16 protein-coding genes and 4 tRNA genes are annotated in these 18,293 nt (G+C 48.2%); 10 read left to right on the plus strand and 10 right to left on the minus strand.

The window, feature by feature from the left end:
* Positions 1-33: 33 nt before the first annotated feature.
* Together R0I52_RS02095 and hemL are read left to right on the plus strand one after the other, a co-directional pair.
* Positions 34-387 carry a zinc ribbon domain-containing protein YjdM gene (locus tag R0I52_RS02095; RefSeq protein WP_317052951.1) on the plus strand — a complete coding sequence of 118 codons (354 nt, stop codon included), beginning with the start codon at positions 34-36 and terminating at the stop codon, positions 385-387.
* 72 nt (positions 388-459) lie between these two features.
* Positions 460-1,761: a glutamate-1-semialdehyde 2,1-aminomutase gene (gene hemL / locus R0I52_RS02100; protein WP_317052952.1), complete on the plus strand. Its 1,302-nt coding sequence runs from the start codon at positions 460-462 to the stop codon at positions 1,759-1,761.
* 95 nt (positions 1,762-1,856) lie between these two features.
* On the opposite strand, the gene R0I52_RS02105 is transcribed toward hemL, so the two are convergent.
* On the minus strand, positions 1,857-2,264 hold the full coding sequence (locus tag R0I52_RS02105) for a DUF962 domain-containing protein (RefSeq protein WP_317052953.1): 408 nt from the start codon (positions 2,262-2,264) through the stop codon (positions 1,857-1,859).
* Positions 2,265-2,693: 429 nt separating this feature from the next.
* Between R0I52_RS02105 and ppx the strand changes: the two genes are divergently transcribed.
* From ppx to R0I52_RS02130, 5 genes are all read left to right on the plus strand, one after another.
* On the plus strand, positions 2,694-4,220 hold the full coding sequence (gene ppx / locus R0I52_RS02110) for an exopolyphosphatase (RefSeq protein WP_317052954.1): 1,527 nt from the start codon (positions 2,694-2,696) through the stop codon (positions 4,218-4,220).
* Between the two features lie 391 nt (positions 4,221-4,611).
* A complete protein-coding gene (locus R0I52_RS02115) occupies positions 4,612-5,415 on the plus strand; it encodes an acetyl-CoA carboxylase carboxyltransferase subunit alpha (protein ID WP_317052955.1) in 804 nt (267 codons plus the stop codon).
* Between the two features lie 327 nt (positions 5,416-5,742).
* On the plus strand, positions 5,743-7,404 hold the full coding sequence (gene tilS / locus R0I52_RS02120) for a tRNA lysidine(34) synthetase TilS (RefSeq protein WP_317052956.1): 1,662 nt from the start codon (positions 5,743-5,745) through the stop codon (positions 7,402-7,404).
* Between the two features lie 202 nt (positions 7,405-7,606).
* The gene (gene proC / locus R0I52_RS02125; RefSeq protein WP_317052957.1) at positions 7,607-8,440 is read left to right on the plus strand and encodes a pyrroline-5-carboxylate reductase; all 834 of its coding nucleotides are present in this window, start codon (positions 7,607-7,609) and stop codon (positions 8,438-8,440) included.
* Positions 8,441-8,571: 131 nt separating this feature from the next.
* On the plus strand, positions 8,572-9,141 hold the full coding sequence (locus R0I52_RS02130) for a YggT family protein (protein ID WP_317052958.1): 570 nt from the start codon (positions 8,572-8,574) through the stop codon (positions 9,139-9,141).
* A 75-nt stretch (positions 9,142-9,216) separates the two neighbouring features.
* On the opposite strand, the gene R0I52_RS02135 is transcribed toward R0I52_RS02130, so the two are convergent.
* On the minus strand, positions 9,217-10,023 hold the full coding sequence (locus tag R0I52_RS02135) for a hydroxymethylpyrimidine/phosphomethylpyrimidine kinase (RefSeq protein ID WP_317052959.1): 807 nt from the start codon (positions 10,021-10,023) through the stop codon (positions 9,217-9,219).
* Positions 10,024-10,593: 570 nt separating this feature from the next.
* Between R0I52_RS02135 and R0I52_RS02140 the strand changes: the two genes are divergently transcribed.
* The 3 genes from R0I52_RS02140 (at position 10,594) to R0I52_RS02150 (ending at position 11,849) form a co-directional block, all read left to right on the plus strand.
* Positions 10,594-10,683: transfer RNA gene (locus R0I52_RS02140), tRNA-Ser, on the plus strand.
* A 187-nt stretch (positions 10,684-10,870) separates the two neighbouring features.
* Positions 10,871-10,947 (plus strand) — tRNA-Arg (locus R0I52_RS02145).
* 227 nt (positions 10,948-11,174) lie between these two features.
* Complete coding sequence (locus tag R0I52_RS02150; RefSeq protein WP_317052960.1) at positions 11,175-11,849, plus strand: RDD family protein; 675 nt, start codon at positions 11,175-11,177, stop codon at positions 11,847-11,849.
* A 97-nt stretch (positions 11,850-11,946) separates the two neighbouring features.
* Here the strand turns inward: R0I52_RS02150 and R0I52_RS02155 are convergent, their stop codons facing one another.
* From R0I52_RS02155 to ispE, 8 genes are all read right to left on the minus strand, one after another.
* Positions 11,947-12,957, minus strand: coding sequence for a calcium/sodium antiporter (locus R0I52_RS02155; protein ID WP_317052961.1), 1,011 nt, complete (start codon positions 12,955-12,957; stop codon positions 11,947-11,949).
* A gap of 291 nt (positions 12,958-13,248) precedes the next feature.
* The gene (gene panD / locus R0I52_RS02160; RefSeq protein WP_105244643.1) at positions 13,249-13,629 is read right to left on the minus strand and encodes an aspartate 1-decarboxylase; all 381 of its coding nucleotides are present in this window, start codon (positions 13,627-13,629) and stop codon (positions 13,249-13,251) included.
* Between the two features lie 125 nt (positions 13,630-13,754).
* Positions 13,755-14,339: an aminoacyl-tRNA hydrolase gene (gene pth / locus R0I52_RS02165; RefSeq protein WP_317052962.1), complete on the minus strand. Its 585-nt coding sequence runs from the start codon at positions 14,337-14,339 to the stop codon at positions 13,755-13,757.
* A 189-nt stretch (positions 14,340-14,528) separates the two neighbouring features.
* Positions 14,529-15,203, minus strand: a complete 675-nt coding sequence (locus tag R0I52_RS02170; protein ID WP_317052963.1) for a 50S ribosomal protein L25/general stress protein Ctc — start codon at positions 15,201-15,203, stop codon at positions 14,529-14,531.
* A 395-nt stretch (positions 15,204-15,598) separates the two neighbouring features.
* On the minus strand, positions 15,599-16,546 hold the full coding sequence (locus R0I52_RS02175) for a ribose-phosphate pyrophosphokinase (protein ID WP_058367921.1): 948 nt from the start codon (positions 16,544-16,546) through the stop codon (positions 15,599-15,601).
* Between the two features lie 110 nt (positions 16,547-16,656).
* A tRNA-Gln gene (locus R0I52_RS02180) sits at positions 16,657-16,732 on the minus strand.
* A gap of 163 nt (positions 16,733-16,895) precedes the next feature.
* Positions 16,896-16,971 (minus strand) — tRNA-Gln (locus tag R0I52_RS02185).
* 301 nt (positions 16,972-17,272) lie between these two features.
* Positions 17,273-18,229: a 4-(cytidine 5'-diphospho)-2-C-methyl-D-erythritol kinase gene (ispE, locus tag R0I52_RS02190; RefSeq protein ID WP_317052964.1), complete on the minus strand. Its 957-nt coding sequence runs from the start codon at positions 18,227-18,229 to the stop codon at positions 17,273-17,275.
* Positions 18,230-18,293: the final 64 nt, after the last annotated feature.

An 18,293-nucleotide genomic window follows, 5' to 3' on the forward strand; every position in this document is an offset into this window, starting at 1 on the left:
TACACTTAAATATTGCTGGCTGCCGAGGAAATGATGAGCTTACCAAATTGTCCAAAATGTGATGCTGAATACACGTACGAAGATGGTGCGCTGCTGGTATGTCCCATGTGTGCCCATGAGTGGACAGCCGCGGAAACTGACGCTGCAGAAGCCGAGGCTCAAGACGCTGTCATCCGCGATGCCGTCGGCAACGAGCTACAAGATGGCGACGCGGTGACCGTCATCAAAGACTTAAAAGTTAAAGGCTCCTCACTCATCATCAAGGTAGGCACCAAGGCCAAGAGCATTCGCTTGCTACCAGATGCGAGCGATGGTCATGATATCGACTGTAAGCTCGATGGCTATGGGCCAATGAAGCTAAAATCCTCGGTGGTAAAAAAGGCATAAAACGCCGGCGAGCCAACAGACGAAAGATGGCTTACGTCACCATTACCTTTACTACAATAATAGAGAATACTTATGAGTACTAAAAACGAACAACTATTTGCGCAAGCTCGCAAACATATCCCAGGCGGTGTCAATTCACCTGTCCGTGCCTTTGCTGGAGTAGGTGGTACGCCGATTTTTATGCACCGTGCCAGCGGCAGCAAAATCTATGATACCGAAGACAATGCCTATATCGATTATGTTGGCTCGTGGGGGCCGATGATTTTGGGTCATGCTCATCCAAAAGTGATCGATGCGGTCAAAAAAGCGGCGGATGATGGTCTGAGCTTTGGTACACCAACCCCATTTGAAACCACCGTTGCCGATAAAATCTGTGAGATCGTGCCAAGCGTTGAGATGATTCGCATGACCAACTCAGGCACAGAGGCGACCATGAGCGCCATCCGTTTGGCGCGTGGCTATACGGGACGTGACAAAATCGTTAAGTTCGAAGGCTGCTACCATGGCCACTCAGACAGTTTATTGGTCAAAGCAGGCTCAGGAATGCTCGATATCGGCGAGCCAACCTCAAAAGGCGTGCCAGCGGATTTTGCCAAGCATACCATCACCATTCCTTATAATGATCCGCAAGCGATTAAGGATTGTTTTGAAAAGTGGGGTGATGAGATTGCTTGTGTCATCTTGGAGCCGATCGCTGGCAACATGAATATGGTCGTGCCCACGCAAGCGTTCCACGATACCTTGCGTGCTGAGTGTACTGCCAACGACGCCGTGCTGATCTTTGATGAAGTGATGACGGGTTTTCGCGTCGGTCTTGGCGGCGCGCAGGCACATTTCGGTATCGACCCTGATTTGACCTGTTTTGGCAAAATCATCGGCGCCGGCCTGCCAGTAGGCGCATTTGGCGGAAAAGAGAAAATCATGTCTTGTATCGCCCCACTAGGCGGCGTTTATCAAGCGGGTACGCTATCGGGCAACCCACTTGCCATGCGCGCAGGTATCGCGATGTTTGAGGACTTAACGGTCGCGGGTTTTTATGACGAGCTATCGGCCAAAGTAGATAAGCTAATCAGCGGCTTTCAGGCAGCGGCGGACAAACATGGTATCAATCTACGCACCAATAACGTCGGCGGCATGTTTGGCATGTTTTTTGTCAAAGACCGCGACACTACTGTACCGCAAAACTTCAATGACGTGACGCAGTGTGACATGGAAGCCTTTAACACCTTTTTCCATGGCATGTTAGATCGCGGTATTTACTTGGCGCCGTCAGCATATGAAGCAGGCTTTATGTCTATCAAGCACAGCGATGTAGACATCGATGCCTCAATCAAAGCCGCTGACGAGATATTTGCTGAGATGGCAACAGCGTAATTGCGGTTTTTAGCATGGGTTTGAAGGCTCTAAAAAGGTCAGTATCTTAAATGGTGCTGACCTTTTTTTATGGATATAAATGCGGTGTGCTGCCTTTATTTGATTTTATCAAACTTAGCATCTTTTAGGCTCAGGCGGCCGCGCAGTACGTCACTGTACATACGAAAGTCGCTGACAAAGCTTTTTAGTGGAGACTTAAACGACGCGGGTTTGTTTTTTTCAAAGAAAAAATGCCCGACCCAGGCACAGGCATAACCTGCGGCGATACCTTTGAGTAGCGGGGCGGGCGAGCGCGACTTGACCGACTTTGCGAGGCCCAGTAAGCCAAAGCTACTACCCGCAAAGTGTAACCGGCGGCAGGCCATGTTTTGATGCTCATCTAAATAAAAATCATAAAAGCTCTGTTTGGTTGGGCTGACGGTTTTGATGGCGTCGTTTTTTGCCTGAGTATGAGAGTGATGGTCAGCGGCTTTGATCACATCGAGGGTGGCTGTTTGATTCATGGCGTTAGCTTCCTTGCTAATGAATGATAAAATGATGGCTGGCGGCCAGTAAGTTAAGCCGACATGGGCAAGCGGATAGTGAGACCTTTGATTCATTTTAATGTAACAAAGCCCCATGAGTAACACAAGTTTTAGATAATCTGCCGGCCAGTGCTGCTGGTTTGTGCGAACTGGTAGCCATGTATCTGATTTATCTGGATTCGACTATACTTGCCAGTGTTTGGCATAAATGCTTTAATGGCGAAAATTGTGTCACTGCTGTCTATTGGCCTCTCACATTGATGTTGATGGCTCGTTTTTGTCATGTGGTTTTTATAGTTTGGTTATTATAAGATGTTTGACAGCTTGGCTTTACTTGAGCCAGCCGTTTGACCCAGCGCCGCCCATGTATGTACCTTTTATCCCACTAATATGGTAACGATTTCGCTTATGCCCATTGATTATTTTACAAACCCGCCAATCGCCGACGATGAAATGATGGCCGCCATTGATATCGGCTCCAATAGTTTTCACTTAGCCATCGCTCGTTTAGATCATGGGGAGGTGCGTAAAGTCGTCTCTATGTCAGAAAAAGTGCAGCTGGCCGCGGGGCTGGATGAGCACAACATTCTAAGCGCAGCGGCTGAAAAGCGGGGCCTTGAGTGTCTTAGCCGCTTTGTGGCGCGTTTGGATTCGGTGCCGCCTGAGCGTATTCGGGTGGTAGCCACCAACGCCTTGCGCCAAGCCAAAAACGCCAATGACTTTATCAGCCGTGCCAATAAGATTTTGCCCAAGCCTATCGAGATTATCGCAGGACGAGAAGAGGCGCGTTTGATTTATTTGGGCGTTTCACATACCAATGCCAGTAGTGATAAGCGTTTGGTCATCGATATTGGTGGTGGCTCGACGGAGTTTATCATCGGCCAAGAGTTCGACCCGCTACTGACTGAGAGCTTGCAGATGGGCTGCGTGGCCTTTACCCAAAAGTACTTTGCTGATGGGCAGATTACCAAAGACGCGTTTACCAATGCCATCGCAGGTGCGCGTAAAGAAGTACTGGCGATCAATGGCCGTTACCAAAAAGTCGGCTGGAGTAGTGTGGTCGGCTCAAGCGGTACCATCAAAGCGGTGCGAAATGTCTTGGTGTCAAAGGGCTGGGCCGATGAGCAAGAGCGCATCACCTACAAAGGGGTGAAAAAACTCGAAAAGCTGCTGCTAAAGATCGGCAACGTCGGCGATATCGATTTAGAAGGTGTCAAAGAGCACCGAAAGGCGGTGTTTCCAGCGGGGGTGGCGGTGCTGCGCGCGGTGATGAAAGTGCTGGGCATCGAAACCATCGTCTATTCTGACGGCGCGCTGCGCGAAGGCGTCATGTATGATATGTTGGGGCGTTTTGCGAGTGAAGACGTGCGTGACCGCAGTGTGCTGGCGTTGATCAAACGCTATTCGGGCGACAAAAAACAAGCCAAACAAGTGGTCAAAACCAGCCGGCATTTATTTGAACAAGTCAAAGACACGCTGGGTCTGAGTAGTGATGATGGCGATTTGCTCAGACGGGCGGCGTTTTTGCACGAGATAGGGCTGGCGATCAGTCACAGTAGCTACCATAAGCACAGTGCTTATTTGCTTGAGCACTCAGATATTCCGGGGTTTTCACAGGTCGACCAAAAGCGCATGGCGCAGCTGATGCTCAATCACCGCCGTAAGCTAAAAGCCGATATGTTGGAGCAGACCTGTACCATCGGCGGCAACCAGTTGGTCTATCTGTGCTTGCTCCTGCGCTTGGCCGTATTGGCGCATCACAGCCGCAGCGACCATGAGCTACCAGCATTACAGCTCGCTGTCGTCGATGAGCACTGCTGGCAGATCACGGTTGCCGATAGTAGTGAGCACTATGCGTTTTTGTTGCCAGATTTGCATACCGAGATTGAGCAGTTTGCCAAATGGGGTATCAAGCTTAGCGTGATAGAGGCTTGATGGCTCTAGCATTTATGATTATAGTCAGTTCGAAATAAAATCGATACGCTCATATAAACGTGCAACTGGTACAAATTTTCCTTGCTTGCTGTGTCTACGCTGACAGAGGCTACGCAAAATTCATACCAGCTGCACTATATCGGTTTTAAAGTGAATTAACCATATTATTATGCCAGATGACGAACACCATCGACGTATCAATGTGCCTTACCGGTGGCATGTGCCCTATCGTTAGTAAGATGGTTTGCAGATCTAGGTAACAAAAGCTGCTTTGACAATAATGTCATGCCATTTAAGATGTGCTACTATAGCTTCTATTGAGTTTACAACTGTACTTTCATTATCAAAAACCGATAACATTATTGAGTATAATTATTAAAGGGAAGCATTTATGAGCACTGTCTGGGATAGTGTGCAGCTTGCACGGCACGCCAAGCGTCCATTGTTTATGGACTATGTCAATCAGCTGTTTACCGAGTTTGATGAATTACATGGCGACCGCGCGTTTGCCGATGACAAGGCCATCGTGGGTGGTCTGGCGCGTTTTGAGGGTCAGCCTGTGATGGTCATCGGTCAGCACCGTGGCCGTAGTACGCGTGAGCGTATCGCCCATAACTTTGGTATGGCCAACCCCGAAGGCTACCGTAAGGTCATTCGTTTGGTAAAAATGGCCGAGCGGTTTAATATTCCGGTGATGACCTTTGTCGATACCCAAGGCGCGTATCCAGGAGTGGGCGCAGAAGAGCGCGGCCAAGCCCAAGCCATCGCGGAGAGTATCGCGGTATTCTCTAGTCTACAAGTTCCTATCATCGTGACCATCATCGGTGAAGGCGGCTCAGGCGGTGCGCTGGCCATCGGCGTGGGTGACAGGGTCAATATGCTACAAAACAGTATCTACTCGGTCATCTCACCTGAAGGCTGCGCTTCTATCTTATGGAAGACTGCCGAAAAAGCTCAAGACGCCAGTGAAGCGTTAAAGCTAAATGCGGTAAACCTGCATCAAATGGGTCTGATTGATGCGGTCATTGAGGAAGGTGAGGGCGCGCACGTCCAGCCGCAGCCTGTCATGGATGCGCTAAAGTCCTTGCTCACTGAGCAATTAAAAACGCTCAATGAGATGGATGTTGAAACCCGCTGTGCGCTGCGTTATGAAAAGCTCAAATCCTTTGACTCTGAAGTGATGCTGCCTTGCTGATTTGTTGATGAGTCATATCGCAAAATAAAAGTGTTAAAATAAAAACGTGTCATTGTATGGCGCGTTTTTTTATGCATAGGTGATTTAGAAGAGGTGGTTTATAAGATTTTGAGCCAATAAATTGTCCAATCATCTAAGCGCTCAGACATTCTCCGCTACTTTTTAACTACTACGATTTAAATCCTTTAAAAAATAACTTTGCATTGAGCGACTTAATCGCCATGTATCTGACGTATTTGGACTTTACTATAATTAGCAGCACCATTTCTATACGACGTATATATGTTAAGGCTCATGATATTTTGATTGCTATAAACAAGGCTGATTATGACCAGTAGCGCAATTATTCCCTCTCCTATTAAGCCAATAGCGACGCTACCAATTGACGCTGATTTGGCGCAGGCATTGCTGAGTAGTCTGATAGAATACGGCGCGCAGCTGCATGGCCGGCGTGTCTGGCTGGCCTGTAGTGGTGGGCGAGACTCTTTAGCGCTGGCGGCGCTGTGTGTCCAGCTATATCATCACGGCCGCTTGCCGTTTTTGCCGCAGTTGCTGCACGTCGATCATGGCCTGCAAGCAGATAGCAGCGTCTGGGCGCAGCACATCGCGCGTTGGGCCACCGCGCAAAATCTGCCTTGCCAAATCTTGCGCGCACAGGTCAAAGGTCAAGACGAGCAGGCAGCACGGCACGCCCGCTATGAGGTGATGCGCGCCGTACTCAACACCGACGATGTACTGCTGCTTGCGCATCACGCTGATGACCAAGCCGAAACGATACTGATGCGGCTGATACAAGGCGCTGGGGTCAATGGGTTATCAGGGATGCAGCCGTGGCGCACGCAGACACAAGGTGGACGGCGCAACGCACTATGGCGGCCATGGTTGACCGCCAAACGTAGTACGATCAGCCGTTATGCGCAGCGTCTACAACTCCCCTATATTGATGACCCAACCAATGAGGCAGGGGACAATGTCCGTAGTGGTCTGCGCCGCGATGTCATGCCAGTTTTGGCCACGTACAACCCAAACGTCATTGATAATATCGCCCGTAGCGCCCAGCTATTAAGTGACGCGCAATCCATCCTCAATGATCAGGCAATAGCGGATCTGCAGCGGGTAGCAGTCAGTGATTTGCAGCTCGCGTCCGCCCAGCGGGTACTAGATATAGCAGCGCTAAACACACTGCCGCCATACCGTCAGCGCCAATTGCTGCATCATTGGCTTACTCAAGATGAGCCCTTACCACCCACAAAGCAGCTGGTAGATGAGGTGTTCGACCTTAGCCGGCGTCAGGACTCTAATCACCAAACCGCGCTTTTTTGGCAAGCGGGTCTACAGTCTTACGTCATTCGCCGTTATCGTCAGCGACTGTATCGTATAAGTAGCGACTGGCTGGATTGGCTGACATTACCGCTGGGTAAGGTGGAGCATGTAATCTCTGATCTGACAGCTGAGATGGCTAGTACACCTACTATCAGACCGCAGCCTATCTTGATGACATTACGCAGTGACACACATTTCGTTTGGCAAGCCAAGATTTGGCCTCATGCTTTGGCTGCTTTATTGGGTGGTGATAGAAGAAGCAGTGCTACGTTCAGTAAGGACACGTTAAGCAAAGACACGCTAAGAAATAAGCTTAACCATCAGGGTGCAATGCGTCTCTCGTTTGCACCGTTAGCGCGGCAGCAGCGTGTGCGCACGGTGTCCATGCCGCGACCACAAGCGGGCAAAAAACTATACCAAACGCTGGGTATACCAGTATGGCTGCGTGAAAGCTTGGTGATAGTAAGCGTCGCCGTTAGCCATTCAAAAGACGGGCAAGACGATCTGATCGAAAACGCAGCTGCCGTGCCTATTTTATTGCTGTCGCCTTTTGATTGTTGGATATTGCACACAGGTATCATGCGCGTAGAGAGTAATCACTCAGCGGTGCTTGATGAGGTAGCTGAGGGCATCATCAGTCAGATTATGATACAAAAATCGCGCTAGACAACAAAGCCAGCAATACCAAAGCGGCGCCAAAATCCGTCCAAATAGAGGCGATAACTCTATCAGTCAATGAGGCAACAAGCGGGCGAGTAAGCCGCTGAATTTATCAAACGATGCCAGTAGCAGTATGGTAAACTGAGTGTCATTTTCCCTAGCAGTATGTTAGTTTGAATACTTTTGGATTTTCGCGTAGGAGACAAGTATGTCAGTATTAGATAATAAAAAAATCAGCTTTATCGGCGGCGGCAACATGGCGCAGGCTCTGATTAGTGGGCTTGTCAGCTGCGGTGTGGAGCCAAGCTTGATTACAGTCGCCGACCCTAGTAGCGAGGTGCGCGAGCAGCTATCTGCTAAAGGACTAAACGCTGTTGACCCAACCGCCGATGCCACAGCTGCTGTTATCGGTGCTGACATCGTGGTATTGGCCGTCAAGCCGCAAGTGATGAAAGCGGTAGTGAGCGGCTTTGCCGATGCGCTAGATCAGCAACTGGTGATTTCGGTCGCGGCAGGTCTGTCGACGGCTTTATTGACAGACATGCTCGGCGGCTATAGCAATATCGTGCGCGCGATGCCAAACACACCAGCGATGATTCAGATGGGTGCGACTGGTCTATATGGTACAGACGCTATCTCTGCAGAACAAAAGCAATTGGCAACGGCGGTGATGGAAGCTTCAGGGCTAGTCATGTGGGTCGATGATGAAACACATATGCATGCGGTCACGGCCGTTTCAGGCTCGGCGCCTGCTTATATGTTTTACTTTATCGAGTCGATGGTTGATGGTGCAGTCGCGTTGGGGTTGGATAAAGAGCAAGCATCAGCACTGGCCATGCAGACCATGCTAGGCGCGGCAAAAATGGCGATGAATAGTGATGACGCACCAGCCGAGCTGCGCCGTAAGGTCACCTCGCCAAATGGTACGACGCAAGCGGCCGTCGAGTCTATGCAAGCCAACGAGATTGGTCGTCAAATCATTGAAGCCATGCAAGCCTGCTACGATCGCAGCCAAGCGCTGAGCGAAGAGATGAGTAAATAATCGCTGACTGCTGTTATCTATCTTGGGATATGTCATGCATGATGGCATATCTCACTTATAATCAAAAAACGCCTGATAAAGACATTCGTCTTCTTAAAATCCGTTAATAACGTCACATTGAGTAGCGCTTCATGAACAACATGTTATTTCAAATCTTTGATTTGGTCACCACTTTCGCCATGATGTTGGTGTTTATTCGTTTTATGCTGCAGTTCGCTGGTATGGATGCTCGTAACCCCATGATAGCCCCTGCCTATAAAGCGACCCATATCGTCGATGTGTTTGGGCGTATTTTTCCGACCGTCGCGCAAGGCCGTATCAGCATCGCTGCCATTGTACTGATGTTTTTGATTCGTCTGATTGATATCTCTGGCAAAGCTGCCTTAACGCATAAAGGCATTGCGCCGGTGCCGTTGTTTTTTACGGGCACTACCAGCTTATTATTAGACTTTTTGCGTATGTGTCGCTACTTGGTCATCGGCTCTATTATCGTCAGCTGGATTGTGGTGTTTACCCAGTCTCAGCATCCGATTATCGGTATTATCATCGGTCTGGCCGAGCCTATTTTGGCGCCGTTTCGCCGCATCACGCCAAACTTAGGCATGCTTGATTTGTCGCCGATGGTGGCTTTTTTGGCGTTTTATTTACTCGAGATATTCATCGGTGGTTTGGCCGCCAGCTTTATGCCAATGTTGGGCTAACACTAGGGCGCTGCGCTGTTAATTAGCCTGAGTAAAGGGCGCTCTATCGATATAGAGCGCCCTTTTTGTATATATTTATTGGATAGGTGAATAATTGACAAAACGATTGGGTATCAATTGGGCGGCGTCATCGTCAGGGTGCGGGACGTCAGCGGCGCGTAGCGTCTGAGTGATCCAATTATCTGCCGCTTTGACGGCGTCAATCAGCGCATCGCCCATGGCTAAGCGGCCAGCGATAAAGCTGGCAAGTGAGCAGCCAGAGCCATGAAACTCGCCTTTTAGGCGCGGCAAGATACTCTGATGTACCATCTCACCATTGATATACAGATACTGCTCGATATCGCCGCTGTCGAAGTCATGAGAGGTTTTTACCAGGACGGCATGGGTGCCTTGCCCACACAGTTTTTGTGCAGCGACATGTAGGTCTTGCTCGCCGCTTAGCGCACGCAGCTCATGCGTATTGGGTGTGATTAAGGTGGCGTAGGGGAGTAGCTTGCGAAAGGCGGTGACCAAGGTCTGCTCGTCGCCCAAGCTGCCGCCGCTATTGGCAACCAGCACAGGGTCCAAGACAAAAGGCGTATCGGCGTCGATGATTTGCTTGGCAAACAGCTCTGTGAGCATGGCGATATTGTCAGTGGTGCCAAGCATGCCGGATTTTATGGCACGGACCGGCAGATCTTCGAGCACGGCGCCGGCTTGATCTTTGACCAAACTGGCGGCGCACGCCTCGAACCCAAACACCTGCTGCGAGCTTTGGATGGTGATGGCGGTACAAGCGATGGCGGCATGGGCGCCGGCTTGGCCGATGGCCTCGATATCTGCTTGTAGCCCAGCACCGCCTGAGGGGTCCAATCCTGAAAAACACAGTACCACGGGTCGCATAACATATCCTTTTATTTATAAGAGCGATCAGAAAACTGATAAATACTATAGCCAGCCAATAAGCAAAAAGCCAGCGTCAGCATAGCGTTAACCTGTTTTAAATAAGTAGCGTTCTATAGTCGATACACTCTAAAAATGTCATAGCGCTACTGGGATGAATTTTGCGCAGCCTCTGGGAACGCAGCACGCAAGTAAAATTTATACCAGTAGCGCGTTTAACTCCATAACAGTTTTATATTCAGCTAACTATACAGACATAAAAAGTGCCAGTTTTGTGTTGTATAGATTGTAATTATGGCAGGTGGTTCATTCAAACAAACCAGCCTATTGTAGCCATAGGGATAGGGAGTATCTGATGTGTAGATTTGGACAGTATTGTTGGTCACAATGAGCGATAAAAGCATTTAAATCAATAATTATCATAAAAGCGAGATTAAATATGCCGACAAGGCTTGCAATTCGTTTTGGCTTTGTTATAATACTCGCCCACGACATAAGACGTATCGTTAGCATCGATACTGTATTTGTAAGGCTGTTTTTGAACAGTATTATGAGTGTCTTACTTCGTTCGGTGAAGTGGGTGAGTGGCTGAAACCAGTTCCCTGCTAAGGAACCATACGTGTAAGCGTATCGAGGGTTCGAATCCCTCCTTCACCGCCATTTATTTTGTTGTTATAATAGTGCTAACGCAGTATATCGACGATAAATGATTTTTTAGCGATGACTTCAAAAATAATTTGAAATTATCTTAAAAAATCAGTTGACACAAGCGATATTATCTATATAATGACCAACCTAATTTACTGCAATTGTTATTAAACACTGTAGTGAATGATATGCAAAATACGCGCCTGTAGCTCAGTTGGATAGAGCACTTGGCTACGAACTAAGGGGTCGGGAGTTCGAATCTCTCCAGGCGCACCATTTGCATACTAGCTTATCTTATTAAGATTTAAGCACAACCTAAAATAATCGCCTGTCTTATGACACTTTGGCGATTTTTTTGTGTCTGTCTTTTTTATATCTATCATTTGCGCACAATACATAGCAGTAGCACATGGCGCATATGTCTTTAATCATCAATGGTACGATAAGCGTTTGAATTACGGTACAATAGCGCTACTATTCACTGCTTGCTATGAGCTTGTACCATGTCAAAAAGTTTACCCAAACGCCGGCCAAAAACTGCGCCCAAACCCTCTGCGCCCAACTCATCTTCGTCCGGCGCGCCTGTGCAGCAAGACCCAAATGAGGCGCCTAGCATTGCCAAACCCTTAACTCGGGTGGTGGCGATTTTGTATGATGGTATGCTGATTTTGGCGCTGTTGTTTTTGGTCGGTACGATGTTGACGGTGATTGGTACTTTGCTGACCATGGAAACCGGCACCGAATCGTCGCAAGCGCAGTCGCTACCGACTTGGTATCAAAACCTTGTCATGACGCCGGCCTTTGTTTTGACCTTGGTGGCGTTTTATGGGATATTTTGGCGGCGCGGCGGACAGACCCTTGGCATGCAGACGTGGCGGCTAAAGACCGTCAACAATGCAGGGCATTTATTGACTTGGGGACAGTCGTTCAAACGCATATTGGCGGCTTGTTTGATGCCGTTGCTGTTTGGTGTCATCGGTAGCCTGATCGGTGGTTCGCGTACGATTATGCTAACCAGTGCGTTCTTGGGCTTAATTTTTAATTATGTGTTTTGTTTGTTTAATCGCCGTGGTCTTGCCGTACAAGATATGCTCTCAAACTCCATTACTCTTAAGATGCCAAAGGTGGCGCATGAGGGACTGTGGCGCGGTTTTAAAAATCGTAAAAAAAATCAATGACTGTGAATTTGTATGATAAGCGTCATTTGTACCGCTTATCATACAGGAGTGATAAAGCGCTGGCTGTTAGCACAGCTACCTCAATCTCATCTTATCTCTACATATTGACGGTTTGCATCAGCCACAGTGTGTAGCCGACAAAAAACAGCATCAACGCCGCACCTGAGCCTCGGCCAAAGGGGCGGTGTCTGATAAAAGCGGCGCCGCACAGCACGACAAGTAACAGCGTAATCGCACTCATCGCCAGCACGTCACGCGACAAAATAATCGGACTGGCGCTAATCGGAGCGATGACTGCTGCCAGACCCACCACGCCTAAAGTGTTGAAAATATTAGAGCCGATGATGTTGCCCAGTGCCATATCATGCTCGCCTTTGCGCGCCGCTGATAGGCTGGCCACCAGCTCAGGCAAAGACGTGCCGACGGCGACGATGGTCAGACCAATAATCAGCTCGCTCAATCCCCATAGTGTCGCCAACTCTACTGCGCCCCAGACGATGGCGCGTGAGCTGGCCACCAGCATGGTCAGTCCAAGGAACAACGCCCACAAACCACGTAGCAAGCTTGGCTCATTATCTGCTGCGCTCAGTGCGTTATCTGCTATGCTGTGCTCTATAATTTTATTATCATCGATATCATCGACCTTATGTGAGCTGCCTTCTCGTAAGCTCAGCACGATTTGGATGCCCAAGACCACGACCAATAGTGCTAAGAGTACCAGTCCGTCAACGATACTCAGCTGCCCGTCACGCAGCTGCCACGCGGCCAAAGCAGTAATGATGAGTAATATTGGCAGATCGCGTTTTATGATGCCTTTATGGATGATTATGGGGCTTACTAAGGCAGTTGCGCCCAGTACCAAGGCGATATTGATGATATTTGAGCCATAGGCATTACCCAGCGCCAGCTCCGGACTGCCTTCCAAGGCGGCCAGTACCGACACCACCATTTCGGGTGCAGAGGTGCCAAGACCCAAAATAATAACCCCAATCAAAAAACTGGGCACATTGAGTTTTTTTGCCAGTGCCGTAGCACCATCAATAAAAACGTCTGCACTCCATACCAAAATCGCCAAGCCGATCAATACAGCAATAATTGCCAACCACATCAGTGTCTTTCCTTATCAATGAATCATGACACCAAACTCAAAAAACACGCCAAACCCTGTCAAACCGTTAAAACTAGGTTTTTCTATAAAGTAGCTGGCAAATATTGTCCAGCGCTGCCCGTCTTTAAGTTTGAGTAAAAATATAAATGTGCCCGATAAAAATGGCACAAAAAAAGCTGAATCCTCTGTAGAGTCAGCTTTTGTGTACGATAATCATGTATATGCCCTGACGACGGACAGCGGTAACGCCGGATATTGCTCTTAGGCGGCAGCGCTTAGACCGTCAGACGCTTAAGCCACTTGCACAGGGATGATATTGGCAGTGTCTTTTACCGTATTGTCTTCGTTGCAGTAGACCAATTTTGGCTGGTGGGTCGCAGCTTCTGCTTCATCAAAGTGTGCATAAGCACAGATAATGACGATATCGCCTAAGTCTGCCATATGAGCAGCCGCACCATTTAATGAGATGATACCAGAGCCTGCTTCGGCGCGAATCGCATAAGTGCGAAAACGCTTGCCATTGGTGACATTATAGATGTCGATTGATTCGTTTTCGCGCAGACCGGCGAGGTCCAATAAATCACCATCGATACCGCATGAGCCTTCGTAGTGCAGCTCGGCATGAGTGACGCGGGCACGATGTAATTTGCATTTAAGCATATTAAGTAGCATAAGTTGCTTCCTTAGCGTAACAAAGATTAATGAACGAAATCATCATGTTAGTGGGGACGATTTTGCCAAAATAAAAGACTACTATAAAGTATGACGTAACAAGCCCAGCGGTAAAGGTCTGGCCGTTATGATTCAGGCAGTTTAAAACCATTGATTTGTGAACGGGCTTTTTCGATATCACCGCCTAACAGTAATGGCAACGCATCAAATGCGCCGCTCAGAGCACTGTCGATGGCAATCTGCTCATCAGGTGAGGCCTTTGAGAGGACATGTCCACTGACCTTTGATTTGTGACCTGGATGCCCAATACCGATACGCAGTCGATGAAAGTCGTTGCCGATATGCGGAGTGATGTCACGCAGACCGTTATGGCCGCCGTGGCCGCCATTGGTTTTGAGCTTGATACTACCCGCTGGAATATCCAGCTCGTCGTGCGCGATCAACAGCTCATCGTTGTCGATGCCATAAAAGTTGACCATCGGAACCACTGATTGACCCGACTTGTTCATAAAGGTTGATGGCATCAGCAAGCGTACATCAGTGCCATGAATCTGTCCGCGTCCCGTTATTCCATGAAATTTTTTGTCAGGAGAAAGGGCGATATTGAACTGCTGCGCCAAATGATAGACAAACCAAAACCCTGCATTATGACGCGTAAACATATACTGATGACCGGGATTACCAAGACCGACAATAAGCTTTATGGCCATAAAAACATCCTGCTTAAATGTGATAAATGAGTGTAAGGTTGATCGTGCTATCGTTTATGCTTGTTAGCAATGTGATGCTCAAACCCTACTTACAAAAACAGCAGGAGATATTCATCACCTGCTGTTTTTTTGACGAAACGAACCTATCAGCAGGTCGAGGGCATAGTGCCACGACCTAGCGGCCGTTTATTATTCGCCGTCTTTGTTTTCAGCGCCTTGCTCGGTCGCAGGTACGTCAGCTGCATCAACTTCGTCAGCATCTTCGTCAACTTCTTCAACCGTTGGTGGCTGCATGTTAACGATAGTACGGTCGTGTGCATCTTCCATATCAAGTTCGAAGATGATAACGCCTTCTGGTAGTTTGATATCTGATAGACGGAATAGATCGCCGATTTCCATGCCTGATACGTCAACTTCTAGGTACTCAGGTAGTTGTGATGGTAGGCAAACAATTTCGATGTCAGACACTAGGGTAGACAAGATACCGCCAGCTTTGGTACCTGGTGCTTCTTCACGGCCAGTGAAATGCACAGGAACATTCATGTTGATCTTATGACCTTTTACAATGCGCTGGAAATCAGCATGCATTGGGAAGCCTTTAGCTGGATGGCGTTGTAGGTCTTTGATAACGACCTGATGCGCTTCGCCATCGACATTTAGCGTCAAGATGTGTGAGAAAAACGCTTCAAATTCAAGAGACTTAACCAGCTCATTGATTTTGATAGAAACCGCAGTTGGCTCTTCGTCACCACCATAGATGATAGCAGGTACTAGGTTCTGCTTACGTAGGCGGCGGCTCGCACCTTTACCTTGCTGTTCTGCAGAACGGGCAACTGCACTTAGTTCGAAATGATTAATACTCATGGATATAATCCTATAAAAAGATAAATGAAGTGTCTGGTCATAAAAAAGTGGATTTGCGACCAATCCACTAATACGTGATGAAAGCTCGATGACCGGTCATCAATGACGCTGACAACCAAGAAACAGAGCAATATGCTTGCCGTCATTGTTTACTGACAAATATCAGCAAAAACCTATCGGCAAGTGTGATCAGCACTTTTGAAGATGCCAACCATCGAAAATCACACAAACGGTCGGCACAGGCGCGCATTATACGTGGTTTTGTAGTAATAATAAAGACCTACGCAAAATGCGCACATAAAAAAACAGCGCCACATTATCGAATATGGCGCTGTTTTTTGTATATCAGGTGTCTGTGTGGCTGTATGTGTAAACCGCCACTGACACAGAAGTCGTTAGGCGTCAAACATGGCGCTGATAGACTCTTCGTTGTTGATGCGGCGTAAGCTCTCAGCCAGCATCGGTGCGATGCTGACTTGGCGGATTTTGCTACAAGATTGAGCAGCAGGAGACAATGGAATGGTATCAGTCACGACCACTTCATCTAGGGCTGACTCAGAGATGTTTTTTAGCGCATTACCCGATAGTACAGGGTGGGTGATGTAAGCCAAGACGCGGCGCGCGCCGTTCTCTTTTAATGCTTCAGCGGCTTTGCATAGGGTGCCTGCGGTATCGACCATATCATCAACGATGACGCAGTCACGATCACGCACATCACCGATGATGTGCATCACTTGCGACTCATTGGCACGGGCACGGCGTTTATCGATAATCGCCATGTCGGTATCGCCCAATTGTTTGGCCATCGCACGAGCACGTACCACACCACCAACGTCAGGAGATACCACCATGATGTTGTCGTAGTCTTGTTTTTGTAGGTCATTTAACAGGACAGGGGTGCCGTAGATGTTGTCTACAGGGATGTCAAAGAAACCCTGAATCTGATCTGAGTGCAAATCTACGGTCATGACGCGGTCGATACTGACGATATTTAGCATATCGGCGACGACTTTGGCTGAAATAGGAACGCGAGCTGAGCGTGGACGACGGTCTTGACGGGCATAACCAAAGTACGGCATCACTGCTGTGATACGGCCCGCACTAGAGCGACGAAGCGCATCCGCCATCATCATGATTTCCATCAAATTGTCGTTGGTCGGTGCACAAGTCGGCTGCATGATAAATACGTCTTTACCGCGCACGTGCTCTTTGATTTCCACGGCAATTTCGCCATCAGAAAAACGCGTGATGTCAGCTTTACCAAGAGGAATGTGTAGGTGGTCGGCGACGGTTTTCGCAAGTTCTGGATGGGCGTTGCCCGTAAAAATTGCCAAATAAGGCATGACTGAAGTCCTATTTATTGACTCAAGCAGCGACCACTAAGCAGTGTCTAACTGCCCAAATAAAGAAAAGAGTGGTGAAAGTAATTATAGACTACTAAGATAGTAAAAAATGGCAGGGGTAGCTGGACTCGAACCAACGGATGTCAGGATCAAAACCTGATGCCTTACCAACTTGGCTATACCCCTGTAATGTCTAGGCAGGACGAGCGCTGAATGCTAACAAAGTATTAGCTAGGCGTCGCTACCTATCAACCGTCTAAGACGGCGTTCCCTAGCGGTGTTCATTGCGAACTATACCGAAATTGGGAAGGTGTTGTCAATTGCTATCACTAGCAATCCAAACTAAAAATGGCAGGGGTAGCTGGACTCGAACCAACGGATGTCAGGATCAAAACCTGATGCCTTACCAACTTGGCTATACCCCTATTGTGGCGACCTATTATAAGTAAATTTTTGGATTTTGCAAGTCATTTGCGCCTTTTTCTGGCAATTATTCAAAATTTTTTGCACTCGATTTCTTATATAGTCGATTCTAAATAACGCAGATACATTATATATTAACGCGGAACCGGTATAAATTTTTCTGACGTGCTGTTGTGATAGTTTTTTAAATACAGTTGCACCGCCTCCAACGGCGTAGCACGCAAGGAGCATTTATATCAGCCGCCCTAGTAGATATAGGAAAGCCGCTGTTTTTAGGATGCAGCCTGTACTCTGATAGCGCCATTATAAGTTATCTACCAAGTAAGCAGGGCAAGGCGCATTTGCCAGCCACTTTTTTATCAATGCTTTATCGGTAGCAATACTGGCATCCAATGGCAAAAACACCACACTACCAGAACCGGTCATCCGTGCTGTGCTACGTGCTACCGTCTCTAAGCTTTGTAAATATTGTAATGCGTCATCGACGGCAGGGGCGAGGCCGGTGACGACAGGCGTGAAGACATTGTGATAAGGCATCTGTAAATATTGCACATAAGAGTTGGACTGGTTTTTCATCGTCTCAATTGATATTGCCGCGATATCACGCTGCAACTTAGGATGGGCAAACAGCTCAGCGGTGCTGACATGCGCCGTCGGCGTCAAAACCAAATACTGCTGATCTGGTAGTGCTATCGGTGTTAATTGCTCGCCAATGCCCTGCGCAATCGCGTCCTGACCAAAGATAAAAATCGGCACATCCGCGCCCACTGTCGCACCGATGTTTATCAGTGCATCTTGGGTAAAGTTAAACGCCCATATCTCATTAAGTGCCAGCAGTGTCGCCGCCGCATTAGAGGAACCACCGCCCAGCCCTGCGCCCATGGGTAAGTGTTTGTCCAGCTCAATCGTCACTGGCGCAAGCTGCTTGGGTAGCTTGTTTGATGCTATGGCCGCGGCCAATAAAGCGCGGGCCGCCTGAAAGATCAAATTGTCCGTGACATGGCTGGTGATGGCTTCTGCGCCTGTCAGTCTTAATAGTCGCTCACATAGCTGATCGATCGCTAAAGCGTTATCGATATCTACTAGGCCATCTACAAGTGAGAAGTGCAAATAATCGCCCCAATCAAGCAGGCGAAAAACCGTTTGCAGATTATGATAGCCATCAGCGCGCTTGCCAGTGATGTGCAAGAACAAATTGAGCTTGGCAGGTGAGAGACGAGTCATCGTAGAAGCAGATGATGCCGCTATGTTTTCAATCATATGTTTTCAGTCATGTTCTTTCATTATAGGGTACAGTCATAAAAAGCTATGTTAATGAGCAATG

The sequence above is a fragment of the Psychrobacter sp. CAM01 genome, assembly GCF_032842965.1.
Lineage (GTDB): Bacteria > Pseudomonadota > Gammaproteobacteria > Pseudomonadales > Moraxellaceae > Psychrobacter > Psychrobacter celer.